17 protein-coding genes and 1 tRNA gene are annotated in these 16,967 nt (G+C 66.6%); 11 read left to right on the top strand and 7 right to left on the bottom strand.

Going from position 1 to position 16,967, the window contains the following annotated elements:
• Positions 1-33: 33 nt before the first annotated feature.
• On the bottom strand, positions 34-1,839 hold the full coding sequence (locus tag ACIPPQ_RS06240; protein WP_446543292.1) for a serine hydrolase domain-containing protein: 1,806 nt from the start codon (positions 1,837-1,839) through the stop codon (positions 34-36).
• Positions 1,840-1,984: 145 nt separating this feature from the next.
• Between ACIPPQ_RS06240 and ACIPPQ_RS06235 the strand changes: the two genes are divergently transcribed.
• The 3 genes from ACIPPQ_RS06235 to ACIPPQ_RS06225 are packed head-to-tail and all read left to right on the top strand — an operon-like array spanning position 1,985 to position 5,093.
• Complete coding sequence (locus ACIPPQ_RS06235; protein ID WP_446543291.1) at positions 1,985-3,103, top strand: type 1 glutamine amidotransferase domain-containing protein; 1,119 nt, start codon at positions 1,985-1,987, stop codon at positions 3,101-3,103.
• A gap of 2 nt (positions 3,104-3,105) precedes the next feature.
• Positions 3,106-3,798: a response regulator transcription factor gene (locus ACIPPQ_RS06230; RefSeq protein WP_446543524.1), complete on the top strand. Its 693-nt coding sequence runs from the start codon at positions 3,106-3,108 to the stop codon at positions 3,796-3,798.
• Positions 3,795-5,093, top strand: coding sequence for a sensor histidine kinase (locus ACIPPQ_RS06225; RefSeq protein WP_446543290.1), 1,299 nt, complete (start codon positions 3,795-3,797; stop codon positions 5,091-5,093). The genes ACIPPQ_RS06230 and ACIPPQ_RS06225 overlap by 4 nt, the downstream gene beginning before the upstream one ends.
• Positions 5,094-5,420: 327 nt before the next feature.
• On the opposite strand, the gene ACIPPQ_RS06220 is transcribed toward ACIPPQ_RS06225, so the two are convergent.
• A complete protein-coding gene (locus ACIPPQ_RS06220; RefSeq protein ID WP_446543289.1) occupies positions 5,421-6,479 on the bottom strand; it encodes a tyrosine-type recombinase/integrase in 1,059 nt (352 codons plus the stop codon).
• Positions 6,476-6,865: a tyrosine-type recombinase/integrase gene (locus tag ACIPPQ_RS06215; RefSeq protein ID WP_446543288.1), complete on the bottom strand. Its 390-nt coding sequence runs from the start codon at positions 6,863-6,865 to the stop codon at positions 6,476-6,478. Before ACIPPQ_RS06215 ends, ACIPPQ_RS06220 begins: the two co-directional genes overlap by 4 nt.
• Here ACIPPQ_RS06215 and ACIPPQ_RS06210 point away from each other — a divergent pair.
• A complete protein-coding gene (locus ACIPPQ_RS06210) occupies positions 6,852-7,892 on the top strand; it encodes a recombinase family protein (RefSeq protein ID WP_446543287.1) in 1,041 nt (346 codons plus the stop codon). The genes ACIPPQ_RS06215 and ACIPPQ_RS06210 overlap by 14 nt on opposite strands.
• On the opposite strand, the gene ACIPPQ_RS06205 is transcribed toward ACIPPQ_RS06210, so the two are convergent.
• Positions 7,863-7,939, bottom strand: a tRNA-Arg gene (locus ACIPPQ_RS06205). The genes ACIPPQ_RS06210 and ACIPPQ_RS06205 overlap by 30 nt on opposite strands.
• 394 nt (positions 7,940-8,333) lie before the next feature.
• Here ACIPPQ_RS06205 and ACIPPQ_RS06200 point away from each other — a divergent pair.
• Complete coding sequence (locus ACIPPQ_RS06200) at positions 8,334-9,395, top strand: YeiH family protein (RefSeq protein ID WP_446543286.1); 1,062 nt, start codon at positions 8,334-8,336, stop codon at positions 9,393-9,395.
• Positions 9,396-9,426: 31 nt separating this feature from the next.
• Here ACIPPQ_RS06200 and ACIPPQ_RS06195 read toward each other — a convergent pair whose 3' ends face one another.
• Entirely contained in the window at positions 9,427-10,206 is a 780-nt protein-coding gene (locus ACIPPQ_RS06195) for a zinc-ribbon domain-containing protein (RefSeq protein ID WP_446543285.1), read from the bottom strand.
• Positions 10,207-10,377: 171 nt separating this feature from the next.
• On the opposite strand from ACIPPQ_RS06195, the gene ftsE reads away from it, so the two are divergent.
• Genes ftsE through ACIPPQ_RS06175 form a run of 4 tightly spaced genes read left to right on the top strand, consistent with a single transcriptional unit; the run spans position 10,378 to position 13,281 of the window.
• The gene (gene ftsE / locus ACIPPQ_RS06190; RefSeq protein WP_446543284.1) at positions 10,378-11,109 is read left to right on the top strand and encodes a cell division ATP-binding protein FtsE; all 732 of its coding nucleotides are present in this window, start codon (positions 10,378-10,380) and stop codon (positions 11,107-11,109) included.
• A complete protein-coding gene (locus ACIPPQ_RS06185) occupies positions 11,106-12,011 on the top strand; it encodes a cell division protein FtsX (protein WP_446543283.1) in 906 nt (301 codons plus the stop codon). The genes ftsE and ACIPPQ_RS06185 overlap by 4 nt, the downstream gene beginning before the upstream one ends.
• Positions 12,008-12,538 carry a YdcF family protein gene (locus ACIPPQ_RS06180; RefSeq protein WP_446543282.1) on the top strand — a complete coding sequence of 177 codons (531 nt, stop codon included), beginning with the start codon at positions 12,008-12,010 and terminating at the stop codon, positions 12,536-12,538. Before ACIPPQ_RS06185 ends, ACIPPQ_RS06180 begins: the two co-directional genes overlap by 4 nt.
• 11 nt (positions 12,539-12,549) lie before the next feature.
• The gene (locus ACIPPQ_RS06175) at positions 12,550-13,281 is read left to right on the top strand and encodes a lysophospholipid acyltransferase family protein (protein ID WP_446543281.1); all 732 of its coding nucleotides are present in this window, start codon (positions 12,550-12,552) and stop codon (positions 13,279-13,281) included.
• 37 nt (positions 13,282-13,318) lie between these two features.
• On the opposite strand, the gene ACIPPQ_RS06170 is transcribed toward ACIPPQ_RS06175, so the two are convergent.
• Both ACIPPQ_RS06170 and hisC read right to left on the bottom strand, forming a co-directional pair.
• Entirely contained in the window at positions 13,319-14,221 is a 903-nt protein-coding gene (locus ACIPPQ_RS06170) for a prephenate/arogenate dehydrogenase family protein (protein ID WP_446543280.1), read from the bottom strand.
• Positions 14,221-15,336, bottom strand: a complete 1,116-nt coding sequence (gene hisC / locus ACIPPQ_RS06165) for a histidinol-phosphate transaminase (RefSeq protein WP_446543279.1) — start codon at positions 15,334-15,336, stop codon at positions 14,221-14,223. Before hisC ends, ACIPPQ_RS06170 begins: the two co-directional genes overlap by 1 nt.
• Positions 15,337-15,414: 78 nt before the next feature.
• Here hisC and metX point away from each other — a divergent pair, with 78 nt between their 5' ends.
• Both metX and ACIPPQ_RS06155 read left to right on the top strand, forming a co-directional pair.
• Entirely contained in the window at positions 15,415-16,539 is a 1,125-nt protein-coding gene (metX, locus tag ACIPPQ_RS06160; protein ID WP_446543278.1) for a homoserine O-acetyltransferase MetX, read from the top strand.
• On the top strand, positions 16,536-16,967 hold the full coding sequence (locus tag ACIPPQ_RS06155) for a GNAT family N-acetyltransferase (protein ID WP_446543277.1): 432 nt from the start codon (positions 16,536-16,538) through the stop codon (positions 16,965-16,967). The genes metX and ACIPPQ_RS06155 overlap by 4 nt, the downstream gene beginning before the upstream one ends.

Below are 16,967 nucleotides of genomic sequence, written 5' to 3'. Positions count from 1 at the left end.
CATCGTGACAAGGTCAAGATCGATCCCTCCCGGCTAGCGCCACAGCATGAGCGGCATCAGCCCATGCACGGCGAGCGTCGCACAAAGTGCCAGCACTGCGAGGCTGGCGGTCAAGGTCGGGCGCCAATGCACGTGCCGCGCAGCGATCGCAGCGATCGCCTGCCACGCCATGGCGAGCGGAAGCAGAATTGTCGCGACGGCGAGCGCCAAATTCGCGAAGCTCGCATCGCCGAGACTGGCGAAAGACTGGCGCTGGAAGACAAGCGCCGCGCCCGCGAGTCCCAGCACGCCTCCGGTTCCCGGCCCGATCACCGCGCGGCCATGTCGCCATGCCAGGATCGGCGCCACGAGCAGAAAATAGAGGAGCCCGGCCACGCCGAGTCCGAGCACCAGCCACAGCAAGGTCAGTTCGGCCGTGCCGATCAGCCGGAAGCTTCGCATTCCGTCGCTCAGCATCGGCGTCCCGTCCGCATCGCGCAACAGGACGTGCGATGGTGCCACGCGTCCGTCGGCGCGGAGCAGATGGCCGCCGGCGGGAGCGAGACCGACCGCGCTGCCCATGAAAGGCGTGAGCGCAAGGCCGTCGCTGTGCGAAGTCAGCGAGAAGCCGCCGGTCAGGAGATCGGGATAGCTCTGGATTGCGAAGCGGCTCGGGGCGGGCACATATCTGCCGAGCCAGGGCGAAGGATCCATCGAAGCTTCCGCAGGGGCGAAGGGCATCGCCGGGCGCAGGCGCAGCGCCTCCGCCAGCGTCGCGTCGATCCGCGCATAATCGGCTCTCTCGCTGTCGGTGTTGACCGACACGAAGAATGCCTTGCGCTGCGCGGGATAGAGGCAGAGCATGGCGCGATAACCGACGATATTGCCACCGTGGCACAATCCCGCCGCGCCGTGCCGGTCGCGCCGCGCGAGCCCCAGCGCATAGCCGGTACCGAGCCCCGCCCGCGCGGCCGCTGTCCCGGTGGGGCGCCCCATCGCGCGGAGCAGGTCGGCACGGACGAATGGCGCGCCGCCGACGCGCCCGTCGCTCATCAGGAAGCGCGCGAGGATCGCCATGTCGCGCGCGGTCGTCGTAAACTGGCCCGCCGGACGCAGTGCGATCGGCATCGCCGCCGCCGGGGTCAGGTCGTCGTGATGCCCCCACGCAAGGCGCGCATCGCGCCCGGAGCCAAGCTGACTGACGAAGCCGAAGCTGCTGTCCGCCATGCCAAGCGGACCGAGCAGATGCGCGTCGAGCCAGCGTTCGTAGCGGACGCCGGTCACGCGGTCGATCACAAGACCGGCAAGAGCATATCCCATGTTCGAATAGGATGTGCGCTCGCCTGGGCGGGTGCGGATTTCGAGCACCGACGGGTCGCGCGTGAAGGCGGCAATCAGCGGGTCGTCGGGCGACACCCGCGTGCTGAACATCTGCCAGAGCCGCGCGTCCTCGAGCCCGCTGCTATGGTCGAGCAGGTGTCGGATGCGCACGGGGTCGGTCTTTTGCCACGGGTTGCGGAAACGAAGCTCGGGGATCACCGCCGATACGGGCGCATCGAGATCGACGCGCCCCTCGCTCGCGAGGCGCAACAGGCCGAGCGCGACGAGCGTCTTGGTGATCGAGCCGATATGGACGCGGTCGCCGGCGCGCATCGCGGCGCCGCGCGCCATGTCGCGGACGCCCGCGGCGCCGGTCTGGACATCATCGCCGTCGACCAGGCTCCATGTCGCGCCTGCCAGATGCTGCGATGCTAGCAGTTTCTGCAGCTCGGCCGCGGAGACGGGGGCCATGCCGCCGGCCGTCGCGGGCACGGCGAACATCAGGAAAAGCGACAGGCAGACGAGTGAAAGGCGGGACATCGGAAACGTTCGGCAGGAGGGGGACACCTCGCCTTAGACCACCGCATGTCAAACGAGTGTCAAATCCGATGGGCGGCAGCTTTGACATCGGCTTGACGCACGGCGGGCTAGGTGCCCGCCAACCTCGCCCATATGGAGAAAGAGCATGCGCCGTTTCCTTCCCGCCATCCTGCTCGCGATCGGGCTCGCCACCAGTCCGCCCGCCCTCGCCGCCCCGGCCGAGAAGGTCCTTATTGTCGTGAGCGGTCATGGCGCCGATGGCGGCAAGACGCGGCCCGGCTTCGAGTTCGACGAGTTCGCACAAGCCTATGCTGTGTTCCGCGATAACGGGCTGGAGGTCGAGGTCGCGAGTCCGCGGGGCGGGCGGGTCGAGGCCGACGAATATGATCCGGCCAAACCCTATAACGCCCGGGTGCTCGCCGACGCCAAGGCGATGGCGGCGCTGTCCGCCACGCGCCCCACCGGGACGATCCGGGCCGGCGACCATGCGGCGATCTTCATCGTCGGCGGCAAGGGGGCGATGTTCGATCTGCCGCGCGACACCGCACTCAGGAAGCTTCTCGCGGACAGCCATGCCGCCGGCCGGGTGATCGGCGCGGTGTGCCACGGCCCGGCCGCGCTGGTCGGCGTCAAGCGCCGCGACGGCACGCCGCTGCTCGCCGGCGTCGCTGCTACGGGTTTCACCAACGAGGAGGAAGCGCTGTTCGGCAAGCGATGGTCGAAGGACTTCCCTTTCCTGCTCGAAGACGCGCTGCGCGCCGAAGGCAGCCGCTATGCCGAAGCCGCGATCATGCTGCCCTTCGTCCAGTCCGGCGATCGCATCGTGACGGGCCAGAACCCCTTTTCCACCTCGCTCGCCGCGGATGCGGTCATCCGCGCGATGAAAAAACAGCCTGCATCGCGCGCCACCTGGACCGACGAGCGCAGCCTGCTGCTGGTCGCCCGCTTCCTCGCCGGGGAAACCGAGGCAGTCGAACGCGAACTGACCGCGAACCCCGGCCAATATGACATGCCGCTCATCGCCATGTACGGCTATTCGCTGACGCAGGTCCCCGCGGCGGAGCCTGACACCCTTGCCAATGCGCTGGCGATCATGGCCCTCGCCGAGCCGCATTTCGCGCATCCGAAGCTGCAACTCGCGATGGCCGACGCCGAGCAACGCACGGGGCAAACGAACTCCGCACGCCAGCGCCTCAAAAAACTTCTGGCGCGCCAGCCCGATATGAAGGAAGCCCGGGCGATGCTGACGGATCTCGCGGAGTGACCATGCCGGTGCGGCCGGGCCTCGACATATTGCTGGTCGAGGACAATGACGCCCTCGCGCGGAATATCGCCGACTATCTCGAACCGCTCGGCCATCGGCTCGATTTCGCGGTCGATGGCCGCGCGGGCTTGCGGCTCGCGCTCGACCATCCGTTCGATCTCGTCATCCTCGACGTCGCATTGCCGCACATCGACGGCATCGCGCTGTGCCGCGCGCTGCGCGAGCGCGCCAGCCGCCACACGCCGGTGCTGATGCTGACCGCGCGCGATACGCTCGATGACAAGTTGCGCGGCTTCGAAGCGGGCGCCGACGACTATCTGACCAAGCCCTTCGCCCTTGCCGAGCTCGCGGCGCGGTGCGCGGCGCTCGCGCAGCGCCACCGGCTCGGCACCGATCATGTCCTCCGGCTCGGCCCGCTCGAAATCGATCGCCGCCAGGCCGCCGTGCGGCGCGAGGGCACGGCGCTCCGCCTCACGCCCGTGAGCTACCGGATATTGCTGATGATCGCCGAGGCGCATCCGCGGACGCTCCCGCGATTCGAGCTCAGCCGCGGCGTCTGGGGCGACGATCCGCCCGATTCCGACGCGTTGCGCAGCCATATCCACTTGCTGCGCCAAATCCTCGACAAGCCGTTCGCCGATGCGATCCTGAGGACGGTCCATGGGGTCGGCTTCCGGCTGGCCATCGACGCATGACCAAGCGTGCGACCAGCCTGCGCCGCCGGATCGTCACCTCCTTTCTGGCCACGGTTGCCATCATCTGCCTCCTGTTTGGCTTTTTCGGCTTTCTCATTGCCTATGCAGTCGAGGACAGCCTGTTCGAGGACACGCTCCGCGACGAGATCGCCTTTCAGCAGGCGCATTGGCAGCGCAACCAGACCTTCAGCCGGCCCGCGCGCGACTATCTCGCGCTGTACCGGACGCCGCGACAATTTCCGTCCGATCTTCGGGCCGCCTTCGCGCGCGCACCGCGACAACGCGAATATTTCGGGACCGAGGGCCGCTACTATCATGTCGAGCGCTTCACGCTTCCGCGCGGCGGCGGACGAGCCTTCGCTGTTGCCGAAGTCAGCCGCCACCTCGTCGTCCGCCCGATCCGCGGCGAGATATTGCGGTTCCTCGGTGCCTGGTCGCTTGCAATCCTCCTCATCGCCGGAGGGATCGGCTACTGGCTCGCCGTGCGCGCAACCGCACCCCTCACCCGACTTGCCGCGAAGGTCTCGGAAAGAGGGCCCAACGAAGTGCCACGTATCGCGGCATCGGATTTTCCTGATAACGAGATCGGCACGCTCGCCCGTTCGCTTGAGCAGGCCTTCGAAACTATTCGTGCTTTCGTCGAACGCGAGAGCGCATTCACACGCGACGTCAGCCACGAACTGCGCACGCCGCTGGCGGTGGTCCGCAGTTCCGCCGAACTCCTCGAGACCCGAAGCGAACTCGCACCACCCGCCGCGCGTACGATACGGCGTATCGCCGCCGCTGCGCAGGACATGGAACGCACGATCGACTTGCTGTTCGCGCTCGCACGGGAAGAACGGGCGGTCACCGAGCGGAAGCCTGTCGAATTGCTTCCGCTCATCGAAAGCGCGCTCCTCGATGCCAGCGACCGCTTCGATGGCAGCGCCTATGATGTCGAGATCGCTGTTCCGGCGGGCACGACGGTACTAGCCGGCTCAACCGGGCTCGCGCTGATCCTCGCCAACCTGATCGGCAATGCCTTTCAGCACGCGCGCGGCGGGCGTCTCGCCATTTCCTTCGCCAACGGTCGCCTCTCGATCGTCGACGATGGCCCGGGAATCGCCGACGAAGTGATCGCGACCGAGGAAGTTGCCTTCGTCAAGGGCGATGCCAGCGCCGGCCATGGTCTCGGACTCGGAATTGTCCGGAGGCTTTGCGAGCGGGACGGCATCGTGCCCGATTTCCAAACCTCGGAAGACGGGACGACGGTCCATCTCGTTTTCCCGCCGCCTCCCGCGCTCGGGACCTCGTGAAATATGTCTTACCAGAAATGAGACTTGTCATGCACTTTCCTTCACCCGGAGCGATGACAATGAAGCACGCAGAGAAGGTAGTTCTCGTCGTGTGAGAAACTGGAATTGCAGCCCCGACAGACAATAACCTGTGGCAGATAATCGATTTCATTGCCCGCGCCGCTGTCATAGGCAGCGCCACTTTCTCGAAGCGTCTTCGTCAGGAGCGACTTAGTCGGACACCCTGCCGCTGACACCATGTGCGGCACTGGGCAATCTGGTCGGGAATCGACAGGTCGCGCTCGGCCTGGCGGGCCGTCGATACTCTGACGTAAATGGCCGCGCGGGTCATGATCCTTCTCCCCGCAGCTTGCGAATTACGTCGGCGTGGCGGGAGAAGGCGGTGAAACTGGTCGCCTGATTGTAGAATTTCTGGCTCGAAGCCAGCGTCATATGGCCGAGCACATGCTTCGTAATGCCGATAAGCTCCGGGCGCTCAAGGGCAACTTCGGTGGCCGCGCAATCGCGGAACAGGTGCGGCGAGAGGTCTCTTCCGAAGTGCTCCCGCATGATGCGAGTAACGCGCGTGCTGATCTGATCAGCCGTCACCTGCCTGCCTCGGCGCCCCACCCAGAGCCAGCCCTCGTCAGGAATATCGTTCTTGAGCAGGACAGGTCGAACCCGATCGAGATAGGTGAATGTCGCCTCTTCGAGCCGCTTGGGAACATAACCGTCGAAGGGAACCCCCTTCTTGGTCTCTTTGCGCGGGATCGTGATCCTGATGCCGAAGTCATCGACGAACAGGTTATGGCCGATCCGCAGGTCCGTGAGATTGCGGCGACGCATCGGGCGGTGGATGAGCAAGCCGATGAGCAAACCGTCGCGATAGATCGGAGCGCCGCTGCGGCGGCCGACCCGCAGTTTTTCGAGGCCGATGTCCATCAGCCTGTCGGAGAGCAGAATGATGCTGCCTATCCGAACCATGCGCGGCAGTTTGGGACGTGACGGCTTCGCGGTGTTCGTCATCCGGTGTGCGAGCGTGGTAAGCCAGTCCACGCCATCGGGCGGTGCGCAGGCCCGCAACACGTAGGCGATGCCCCGAACGGCGCCCGCAATCGTCGTTTCCGCGCGGCCGACGCTGTATTCCGTGATAAATGCCCTGATAAGTTCCCACGTCACGCGATTACAGGGAGGCGTCAGTGGATCGAGCTGGCCAGTCGTCGCGAGCCAGCCGAGCCACATGCCATAGCCGCGCTCAGACATCTTTATGGTGGGCGGGCGCCATCCGGCTGCAAATCCTGCATCGTCGTCGAACGGCCCGACGGGCTGCCGGGCACCCTGCCAGAGAGACCGATCGCGAGCAGGCCACTGATGGACCGGAAGTGGAGGGAATGCCTGTTTGGTCACAGCAGGTCTCCCTCGTCGAAACCGTCCGTGCTACTCCGGGGCTTGGGAGGTCGCGGAGCTGTTGCATCCGCGCGCATTTTGCCGATCAGCGTGTCATATACCGCGTACGCATTATCTGTCTGGAGCCCGTCGTAGAACTGGATCGTCGTCTCGATGTTCTTGTGACCGAGAAGACGACGCACGGTCTCATAATCACCGGGATTGGCGATGAGATAGAGATGAGCGGCGAGATGGCGCATGAGGTGAGCATGGATTGTCACCCCCACTTCTCGTCTCACGAAGCGGGCCAACTGCTTTGACAATGCCGAAGGCATCTTGCGGTGACCGCGCTGCCCAACGAACAGAGCAGTCGTCGAGGCGCGCGTCGTTCGCATGATCTTCGACATGGCCGCAGGTGTGGAAGGCCGGCCCATGGGGGTAAAGGCCATCGCAACATGGCTCAACGAGCGCGGTATCCTTCGGCGAGGGCGCAGGTTCTCGACCGGAGGTGTCCACGCGATCCTGACGGCGAGCACCTATCATGGACAGCACTACTTCAATCGCACCGACAGCAGGAACGACCGTCCCCGTCCTCCTTCCGAATGGATACCGCTCGCCGTTCCGGCGATAATCGAGGAGAAGACCTTCAACGCGGCGCAGGCGCTCCTGCAGAGCCGCGCGCCCAAGCGGGTGGCGCCGCGCCTGGTCAACACGCCGACGCTGCTCGCCGGGGTGGCCCGATGCGGCAATTGCGGCGCTGCGTTGATCCAGAACACCGGCAAGGGCGGACAGTATCGCTATTACTGCTGCTCGCGCCGTCTCAAGGAAGGCCCCTTCGGCTGCAAGGGGCTGCGCATGCCGATGGACAAGCTCGACGGGATCGTGATCGGCGAGGTGACGAAGCGGATACTGCATCCGGATCATCTGAAAGAGCTGCTGGAAAACTATCTGCACACGGCGATCGAACGCGAGGATCGCAACCGCGATCGGCTGCGGCAGATGCGCCTGGATCACAAGGAAGCCGAAGCAGGCATCGCCCGGCTGCTGGAACTGGTCGAGAAAGGGCTGATGGATGCCGAGGACGCTTCGATGCGTGAGCGGCTGGTCAATCTGCGGTTCCGGCGCGATGAACTTGCCGAGCAAATATCCGACCTCACCCGTCGCCTCGCCATGGCCGAGCCGGTGATCACGCCCGCCAAGATCGAGAAGCTGGCGCTGCTCCTGCGCGACAAGCTGCATCACGGCCAGCCTGATCTGCGCCAGGCTTATGCCCGGCTGCTGCTCAGCGAGGTGTGCGTGAACGACCGGGAAATCCGCATCAGCGGCTCGAAAGCCGTGCTGGCCCGGAGTGCGGCAGCGGGCGTGGCCAAAACCACGCCCGCAGTTCTCTCTTTTGTTCGAGAATGGTGCACCCGACAGGATTCGAACCTGTGACCTTCGCCTTCGGAGGGCGACACTCTATCCAGCTGAGCTACGGGTGCTTCGGGGCGGTGCCTAGCCGGTTCGACGGGCATCGGTCAACGGATTCGATGCGGAACGATGCGACTGCTCCGAATGCAAACGCCTACGCCAGCAAAACCCTTCGTGCTCTATGATACTACGCAGTATGCTTACGTCATGCTTACGCGAAATAACCTAACCGATCTGGTTCGCGAAACGCGATAGAATTTTCTTTACAAAACAACGAGATATTTCGGAATTTGCCGGAAAGTTCGGGCTTGACCTCTGCCTTCGGAGGGCAGCGCTCTATCCAGCTGAGCTACGGGTGCCGGTAGAGCGGGGCCTCTAGCAAGCCCGCGCGCCGCCAGCAATGGCCTATCGACCGCCGCGCGCGGATATGCGAAGCGGGCGCGCGCGACGGACAAGGGAGCGTTCGTGAAGTCGTCCGAACAGAATTGGCCAATGGCCGCCGATCTTTATGGCGAGATGCAGCTCGAGGCGCATCCGCCGGCGCGCCGGCGCTGGCGCGATTACCTGCCGGGCGTCCTCGTCACCGCGATTGCCGCGCTCGCCGCGGCGTGGCTCGCCGACCATTATGCAGCGCCGATCGTGCTGATGGGGCTGCTGATCGGCCTCGCCCTCTCCTTCCTGTCGCAGGATACGCGCACCCACGCCGGGCTCGACCTGATGTCGCAGACCGCGCTGCGCGTCGGCATCGTGCTCGTCGGCGCGCGCATCACCGCCGAACAGCTCGCCGAACTCGGACCATGGCCCTTCGCGCTGCTCGTCCTGATCATGCTCGCGGTCATCATCGTCACCGTCGCCAGCGCGCGGCTGTTCGCGCAGGACCGCCACGCTGCGCTGCTCGCGGGCGGCGCGACCGCGATCTGCGGTGCGTCGGCCGCACTCGCGCTTTATTCGCTGATCGGCGACCGGCGCGTCGACCAGGCCCGCTTCACGCTGACGCTGGTCGGCATCACCGTCGCGAGCGCGCTCGCGATGACGCTCTATCCCGTGCTCGCCGCCGAGCTGGGACTGACCGATGCGCAGGCGGGATTCCTGATCGGCGCGTCGATCCATGACGTCGCGCAGGCGATCGGCGGCGGCTTTTCCTTCTCGCCGCAGGCAGGCGAGGTGGCGACGATCGTCAAGCTGACGCGCGTCGCGCTCCTCGCGCCGATGCTGATGCTTGTCGCGCTGTGGCTAGGGCGCAGCGGCGAAGGCGACGGCAGGACGCGCATCCCGCTGCGCCTGCCCTGGTTCATCCTCGGTTTCCTCGCCGTCGCGGCGGTCAATTCGGTCGTCGCGATCCCGAAGCCGGCGCAGGATGCCGCCGCGACGGGCGCGCAGGCGCTGCTGCTGCTTGCGATCGTCGCCACCGCGATGAAGGCGCGTCTGCACCTGCTGCTCGATCAAGGGTGGCGCAGCTTCGCACCGATCATCGTCGCGACGCTAACCAGCTTCCTGCTGTCGCTCGCCGCCGCGCTCTGCCTGTGACGGCGTGACGTCACCGTAACATTTTCTGGTTTCAGCTTTTTGGAAGCGCCCAGCTGACGGTCAACTGCGTCGCGCGGCGCGGGATATCGAGCTTTGCTTCGCTGAAATTGACCTTTTCATTGGGCGGCAGCATCCGCACCGGCGGTTTGATCGTCCAGCTGTAGACGATCGTCCCCTGCGCATCGCGCAATTCGGCAAGGATCGGCGGCACGCGCTGTTCGCGGTCGGTCGGGTTGATGATCACCCCCGACGCGGCGAAATAGATCGTGCCGTCGGCGAGTTCGCGATGATCCTGGTTCGGCGGCAGCTCGATCACGAGATCGGGTTCGGCGACCATTCCCGGCAGCCCCAGCCCCTGCGCCCAGCTTGGCAAGCCGAACCAGGCGAGCCCCGCCGTCGCGGCGAGCATCAGGGCGGCCGCGCTCGCCGCGATGATCGTCCACCGCTTCGCCGGATTGCGCCGCGGACGGCGGAACGGCAGCGGCGCGTCGTCGGCAAGCGCCGGACGCGGCGCCGGTTCGGCCGTGGCGGCGAAGGCCGGCGGCGCAGTTACCGGATCCGGCGCCGGTTCGGGAAAATCGGAATAGGTCGCAGCGGGTACGGGCGCGGCGGCCGGTTCGGGCGCCGGAACGCTCTCCGGTGCAGCCGGTGCGACAGGCGTTGGCGCAGGCGCGGCTTCGGCGGGTGCTGCCGCGGGTTCCTGGAACCAGCTATGGCGGCAATTGGCGCAGCGAACCGTGCGGCCCGTCGGTCCGATCGCCGTATCGGGCACGACATAGCGCGTATGGCAGGACGGGCAGGCAAGGATCATGGGGTTCCTCTAAACACGCTGATTCGCAGCGTTGCAAGCCTCGCGTGGCGGCCGCGCCGTTACTCGCCGCTTTACGTCGGTGAACAGCCGTGTAACAGGCTTCGGCATGAGCGCCGATGCTCCCCTGTTCCGCAGACCGGCCATGGCGCGACGCAGCGCGCGGGTGACGCCATGACGGACAACTCAGCCGCGCGTCCCGGCGGTGCGATGGTCGAATTCGACGGCGTCGGGCTGCGTTACGGCCCCGATGCCGAGGTTTTGAGCGACATCAGCTTCAACCTGCAACCCGGCAGCTTCTATTTCCTGACCGGCGCGTCGGGTGCGGGCAAGACGTCGCTGCTCAAGATGCTCTATCTCGCGCAGCGCCCGAGCCGCGGCATCGTCCGTCTGTTCGGCGAGGATCTCGTCGCGATGCCGCGCCACCGCCTGCCCGGCTTTCGCCGCCGCATCGGCGTCGTCTTCCAGGATTTCCGGCTGATCCCGCACCTCTCGGCGCGCGACAATATCGCGCTGCCGCTGCGCATCGCGGGGGTGAGCGAGGAGGATCTGTCGGGTCCGGTCGGCGAGATGCTGAGCTGGATCGGCCTCGGCGATCGCGCCGATGCGCGTCCCGCGACGCTGTCGGGCGGCGAGCAGCAGCGCGTTGCGATCGCGCGCGCCGTCATCGCGCGGCCGCAATTGCTCGTCGCCGACGAACCGACGGGTAACGTCGACCCCGAAATGGCGATGCGCCTGCTGGGCTTGTTCGAGGCGCTCAACCGCCTTGGCACCACGGTCGTCGTCGCGACCCACGACATCCACCTGATCAGCCGCATCGAAAATGCGCAGATGATGCGGCTCGAACGCGGGCGCCTGTCCGATCCCACCGGCGCGCTGCGCTATCCCCCGGCGAACCGGGCATGATCATCCCGCGCGTTCCCGTCCAGCATCGCCGCCTGCTGCCCGACCACCGCCTGTCGGGACCGACGCCGTGGGTTATCGCGATATTGATGATGCTGACCCTGCTCGCCGCCGCCGCCGGGGTCGGCCTCGCGCGGTCGGCGAATGCGATCGGCGACGCGATCGCGGGGCGCGTCACCGTCCAGATCGTCACCGCAAACCCGGTCACGCGCGCCGAACAGGCCGCCGCGCTCCGCCGCGCCGCCGCCGCGCAGCCCTTCGTGCTCTCGGCGCGCTCGGTCGAACAGGAAGAGTTGCAGGCGACGCTGGGGCAATGGTTCGGGAGCAGCGAGGGCGACGATCCGCTGCTCAAATCGCTGCCCCTGCCCGCGCTGGTCGACATCGACTTCGTCGGCGAGGACCGCGCCGGTCCCATGCGCGCGCTCCGGACGCTCGTCGCGCGCGAGGCGCCCGGAGCGCGCATCATCCCGCACGCCGAATGGCTCGGCCCGGTCGCGCGGCTGATCCGTTCGCTCGCGTGGATCGCCGGCGCCATGGTGCTGCTGATGGCGCTGGCCAGCGCCGCGGTGGTGATCATGACCGCGCGCGCCGCGCTCGGCACCCATTATGCGACGATCGAGATGCTCCACCTGATCGGCGCGACCGACCGCCAGATCACCCGGCTGTTCCAGCGCCGCATCGCGATCGACACCGCTTACGGAATCGCGCTCGGCAGCCTCGTCGCTACCGCGATTCTGCTGCTCATCGGTTGGCAGTGGTCGGGGGTCACTTCGGGACTCGCCGCGACCGCGTCGCTCGGCCCCGCGGGCTGGGCGCTCTTGCTGGCGCTGCCGCTATTGGCTATCGCGCTCGCAGCCCTGACGGCGCGCCAGACGCTGCTCGCCGCGCTCAAGAAGATTTTATGATCAAGCGCCTGATTTCGCTTTTATTCCTGGCTTGGGTGCTCGGCTTCGCCTGGTTCGCGCTGTTGCTGCCCTTGCCCGCCGCTGCGCAAAAGACCGACGCGATCGTCGTGCTGACCGGCGGCCCGGGACGTATCGACCGCGCGCTCGAACGGCTCGAGGCGGGCGATGCCAAGCGCCTGCTGATCAGCGGCGTCGCGCGCGAGGTGAAGCCGCGCGAACTCGCCGCCGAATATAAGCGCCCGCTCGACCTCTTCGACTGCTGCATCGCGCTGGGGTTCGAGGCCGAGGATACGCGCTCGAACGCGACCGAGGTCGCGACCTGGGTTGCGCGGCGCAACTATAAGAGCATCCGGCTGATCACCACCGACTGGCACATGCGCCGCGCCGAATATGAAATCGGCCGCGCGGTCGGCGACAAAGTGACGATCCTGCCCGACGCGGTGCGCAGCCGGCCCAATTTCGCAACGCTGTTTCGCGAATATCATAAATATCTCGCGGGGCTGGCGGGCGGCGTCCTCGGGCTTTAAGAAGCGCGCCGATGCGCTACACCATCGCCCTTGTCCGCTCGATCCTGTTCTGGCTGCTGTTCGTCCTGATGAGCAGCTTCAGCTCGATCGGTGCCGTGATCTCGCTCCCGGTCTCGCACAAGGCGACGATCTGGTTCGTGCGCATCTGGGCGCAATTCCACCGGTTGATCTGCCGCTTTGTCCTGGGCCAGACGATCGTCGTCGAGGGCGACATGCCCGACATTCCGGTCCTCTATGTCTTCAAGCATGAGGGGGCGTTCGAGACGATCGAGCAGCCGGGACTGTTCAGGCATCCCGCGGTGTTCGCGAAAGAGCAGCTGTTCAACATTCCCGTCTGGGGGCAGGCGGCGCATTTCTATGGCCTGATCCCCGTCGACCGCGACGGCGGCGGCAAGGCGATGCGCGCGATGCTGAACGCCGCCAAGGCCGCGCTCGCCAAGGACCGGCCGCTGGTGCTGTTTGCCGAGGGAACGCGTATCCCGCACGGGTCGGCGCCCCCCCTGCGTTCGGGCTTTGCCGGCATCTACCGCCTGCTCGGCGTGCCGGTGATCCCCGTCGCGGTGAACAGCGGCATCGCCTATCCGCCGCGCCGCTGGGTCAAATGGCCGGGGACGATCACCTACAAGGTCGGCGAAACCATCCCCGCCGGCTTGCCGCGCGAGGAAGCCGAAGAGCGCGTCTGGCGGGCGATCAACGCGCTGAACCCGCCCGAAGCGTTGCTGGAAGGCTACAAAGCCTCCTAATTCCCGTTCGTGTCGAGCGAAGGTTGGGGTTGGAAGCCTAATGTTTCCGCCCGAAATCGGGCGCGGCGTCATCCTGCCCCTGTTCGATGATCGAACGGCGGATCGCGCGCGTGCGCGTGAACCAGTCCTCGAGCTTGTCGGCGTCGCCGCGGCGGATCGCCTGCTGGAGCACGGTCAGGTCCTCGTTGAAACGCTGCAGGGTCGCGAGCACCGCATCCTTGTTGGCGAGGAAGACGTCGCGCCACATCACCGGGTCGCTCGCCGCGATGCGCGTGAAGTCGCGGAAGCCCCCCGCCGAATATTTGATCACCTCACTCTCGGTGACCTCTTCGAGCTCGCTCGCGGTGCCGACGATCGTATAGGCGATGAGGTGCGGCAAATGGCTCGTCACCGCGAGCACCATGTCGTGATGCGCGGCATCCATCGTTTCGACCTTGGCGCCGAGCGCCTGCCAGAAAGACGTCAGCGCCGTCACGGCGTCGCCCGATGCGTCGGCGCCCGGGGTGACGATGCACCAGCGGCCCTCGAACAAGGTCGCAAAGCCGGCCGCCGGCCCGCTGTTCTCGGTCCCCGCGACCGGGTGCGCCGGAATGACGGCATGATCGGGGAGCGCCTTCGCGAGCGCGTCGGCGACCCCGGCCTTCGACGAGCCAACGTCGGAAATGATCGCGTCCGCCTTCAACCCCGGCGCGATCGCCGCCGCGGCATCGGCCATGCGCCCGACCGGCACCGCGAGGATGACGAGGTCGGCTTCGGCCACCGCCGCCACCGCATCGTCGGCGATCGTGTCGCAAAGCCCGAGCTCACGGGCGAGTTCGCGGACCTCGGCGCTGGCGTCATGGCCGGTGACCGTCACCTGCGGCAACCGCTCCCCGATCGCGCGCGCGATCGACGAGCCGATCAGGCCCAGCCCGACGATCGCGACGCGGTCGATGCGCATCAGCCGTTCAGCGCGGCGCGAATCGCCGCCGCGAGGCCGCGCGTCTCGTCTTCGGTGCCGATCGTCATGCGCAGCGCGCCCGGCAGCCCCTGCCCCGGCAGCCAGCGGACGATATAGCCCGCGTCCATCAACCGGTTGTAGACGGTCTCGGCGCTGACATCGCCCTCGAACAGAACGAGCAGGAAGTTGCACGCCGACGGCACGACGCGCACGCCATGATTGCCGAGGCTTTCGAGCTCACCCGCCAGCCAGGCACGCCATTTCGCATTATGCTCGCGGCTGTTGTTGACGAATGCGTCATCACCGAGCGCCGCGACCGCCGCGGCCTGCCCGGCGCGCGTGACATTGAACGGCAGGCGGATGCGGTGCAGCGCCGAAATCACCTCGGCGGCGGCATAGCCCCAGCCGATGCGTTCGGCGGCGAGGCCGTGAATTTTCGAGAAGGTGCGCGTGATGAACACGTTCGGCTGCGTCTTCGCCAGTTCGAGCCCGCCGTCGTCCTCGGCGTCGGACAGATATTCGGAATAGGCCTGGTCGATCACGAACAGGATAGTCTTCGGCAGCCCGGCGTAGAGCCGCTGCACCTCTTCGCGTGTCGCGAGCGTGCCCGTCGGGTTGTTCGGGTTGGCGAGATAGACGACACGCGTCTTGTCGGTCACCGCCGCGAGCAGCGCGTCGACGTCGGTCGCATAATCCTTGTCGTCGGCCTCGACCGGCACCGCGCCGACGCGCCGCGCGGCGATTTCATAGACGGCGAAGCCATAGCGAACGTACAAAATCTCGTCGCCGACGCCGGCGTAGGTGCCCGCTGCGAGGTGGAGCAGTTCGTCCGACCCGTTGCCGCAGATGATCCGCGCCGGATCGAGCCCGAATTTCGCCGCGATCGTCTCGCGCAATTCGACCGAACCCGGATCGGGATAGCGCGACAGCGCATCGGATGCCGCCTGCGCCGCGGCGAACGCCGTGCGCGCCTTTTCGCCGGTGCCCAGCGGATTCTCGTTCGCCGACAGCTTGATGAGCGGGCGTCCGTCGGCGCCTGCGGACTTGCCGGGAACATAGGGGGCGATGCCGCTGATCCACGGCTTGGGCGTAAGGGTCTGGGTCGTGTCGGTCATGCGGTGGCGTTTAGCGGCTGTGCGACGCGAGTCCAGCACGTTGACAGTCTTCGCGCACCCGCTTAGCCCCGCCGCACCATGGCGAGCCTGCTACACGATATCCAGCATCACAGCGTGACGATTCCGACACCGCTGCCGCTCGACAGCGGGCAGGTTCTGGGATCGGTGACGATCGCCTATCAAAGCTATGGTGCATTGAACGCCGACAAGTCGAACGCGGTGCTCATCTGTCACGCGCTGACCGGCGACCAATATGTCGCGAGCGACCATCCCGCGACGGGCAAACCCGGCTGGTGGGCGCGCATGGTCGGACCGGGCAAGCCGATCGACACCGACCGCTTCCACGTCATCTGCGCCAATGTCCTCGGCAGCTGCATGGGGACGAGCGGCCCGGCCTCGCCCGACGCCGCGACCGGCGCGCCGCTCGGCATGCACTTCCCCGTCATCACGATTACCGACATGGTGCGCGCGCAGGCGATGCTGCTCGACCATCTCGGCATCGCGCGGCTTCATGCCGTCGTCGGTGGGTCGATGGGGGGCATGCAGACGCTCGCGTGGGCCGCGACCTATCCCGAGCGCCTCGCCTCGGCGCTCGTCATCGCGAGCGCGGCCCGGCATTCGGCGCAGAATATCGCGTTCCACGAGGTTGGACGGCAGGCGATCATGGCCGACCCCGACTGGCAGGACGGCCAATATTACGGCAGCGCGCGCGCGCCCACCAAGGGTCTCGCGGTCGCGCGCATGGCGGCGCATATCACCTACCTCTCCGAGGAAGGGCTGACCGAAAAGTTCGGCCGGCGCCTTCAGGCACGCGACATCAAGAGCTTCGGTTTCGACGCCGACTTCCAGATCGAATCCTATCTCAGGCATCAGGGGCTCGCCTTCACCGACCGCTTCGACGCCAACGCCTATCTCTATATCACGCGCGCGATGGACTATTTCGACCTCGCCGACCCGCATGACGGACGCCTCGCCGGCGCGTTTGCGAACGCAAAGGATGTGCGCTTCACGCTCGTCAGCTTCGACACCGACTGGCTTTATCCGACGTCGGAATCGCGCCGCGTCGTGCAGGCGCTGCAAAGCGTCGGCGCCGCGGCGAGCTTCGTCGAACTGTCGGCGCCGTTCGGCCACGACAGCTTCCTCCTCGATGTCCCCGCGCTCGACCGGCTTGTCGCCGGATCGCTGAAAGCAGGGCTGGCATGACCGGAAACTATCGTCTGTCATTCGACGCGGCCGACATGCAGGTCGATGCGATTCATGCTTTTCTGGCGCAGAGCTATTGGGCCGCGAACATCGCGCGCGCCGTTGTCGAACGTGCCATCGCGGGGTCGCTCTGCATCGGCGTCTTTGCACCGGGCGGCGCGCAGGTCGGCTTTGCCCGCGTCGTCACCGATCGCGCGACCTTCGCCTATCTGGCCGACGTCTATGTGCTCGACGCGCATCGCGGGCACGGCCTCGCCGCGCGCATGGTGACCGCGCTCCACGACCACCCCGATCTGCAGGGGCTCCGGCGCTGGATGCTCGCGACCAGCGACGCCCACGGCCTTTATGCCGCGCTCGGCTGGACCCCGGTCGAGGACAGCGCGCCGTTCATGCAGCGACACTTCCCCGACGTCTACAGGCAGGCCTGA

The organism is Sphingopyxis sp. LARHCG72, from assembly GCF_052871675.1.
The sequence above is the reverse complement of the archived record's forward strand: the minus strand, read 5'-3'. Positions and strand labels throughout refer to the sequence as shown.

What these genes read in the sequence shown, in the direction of transcription:
- metX (WP_446543278.1), top strand. Translation starts at nt 15,415, where the DNA reads ATGGCGAGCCTGCTACACGATATCCAGCATCACAGCGTGACGATTCCG.
- ACIPPQ_RS06230 (WP_446543524.1), top strand. Translation starts at nt 3,106, where the DNA reads ATGCCGGTGCGGCCGGGCCTCGACATATTGCTGGTCGAGGACAATGAC.
- ACIPPQ_RS06210 (WP_446543287.1), top strand. Translation starts at nt 6,852, where the DNA reads ATGATCTTCGACATGGCCGCAGGTGTGGAAGGCCGGCCCATGGGGGTA.
- ACIPPQ_RS06235 (WP_446543291.1), top strand. Translation starts at nt 1,985, where the DNA reads ATGCGCCGTTTCCTTCCCGCCATCCTGCTCGCGATCGGGCTCGCCACC.
- ACIPPQ_RS06240 (WP_446543292.1), bottom strand. Translation starts at nt 1,839, where the DNA reads ATGTCCCGCCTTTCACTCGTCTGCCTGTCGCTTTTCCTGATGTTCGCC.
- ACIPPQ_RS06215 (WP_446543288.1), bottom strand. Translation starts at nt 6,865, where the DNA reads ATGTCGAAGATCATGCGAACGACGCGCGCCTCGACGACTGCTCTGTTC.
- ACIPPQ_RS06185 (WP_446543283.1), top strand. Translation starts at nt 11,106, where the DNA reads ATGATCATCCCGCGCGTTCCCGTCCAGCATCGCCGCCTGCTGCCCGAC.
- ACIPPQ_RS06195 (WP_446543285.1), bottom strand. Translation starts at nt 10,206, where the DNA reads ATGATCCTTGCCTGCCCGTCCTGCCATACGCGCTATGTCGTGCCCGAT.
- ACIPPQ_RS06170 (WP_446543280.1), bottom strand. Translation starts at nt 14,221, where the DNA reads ATGCGCATCGACCGCGTCGCGATCGTCGGGCTGGGCCTGATCGGCTCG.
- ACIPPQ_RS06155 (WP_446543277.1), top strand. Translation starts at nt 16,536, where the DNA reads ATGACCGGAAACTATCGTCTGTCATTCGACGCGGCCGACATGCAGGTC.
- hisC (WP_446543279.1), bottom strand. Translation starts at nt 15,336, where the DNA reads ATGACCGACACGACCCAGACCCTTACGCCCAAGCCGTGGATCAGCGGC.
- ACIPPQ_RS06225 (WP_446543290.1), top strand. Translation starts at nt 3,795, where the DNA reads ATGACCAAGCGTGCGACCAGCCTGCGCCGCCGGATCGTCACCTCCTTT.
- ACIPPQ_RS06175 (WP_446543281.1), top strand. Translation starts at nt 12,550, where the DNA reads ATGCGCTACACCATCGCCCTTGTCCGCTCGATCCTGTTCTGGCTGCTG.
- ACIPPQ_RS06180 (WP_446543282.1), top strand. Translation starts at nt 12,008, where the DNA reads ATGATCAAGCGCCTGATTTCGCTTTTATTCCTGGCTTGGGTGCTCGGC.
- ftsE (WP_446543284.1), top strand. Translation starts at nt 10,378, where the DNA reads ATGACGGACAACTCAGCCGCGCGTCCCGGCGGTGCGATGGTCGAATTC.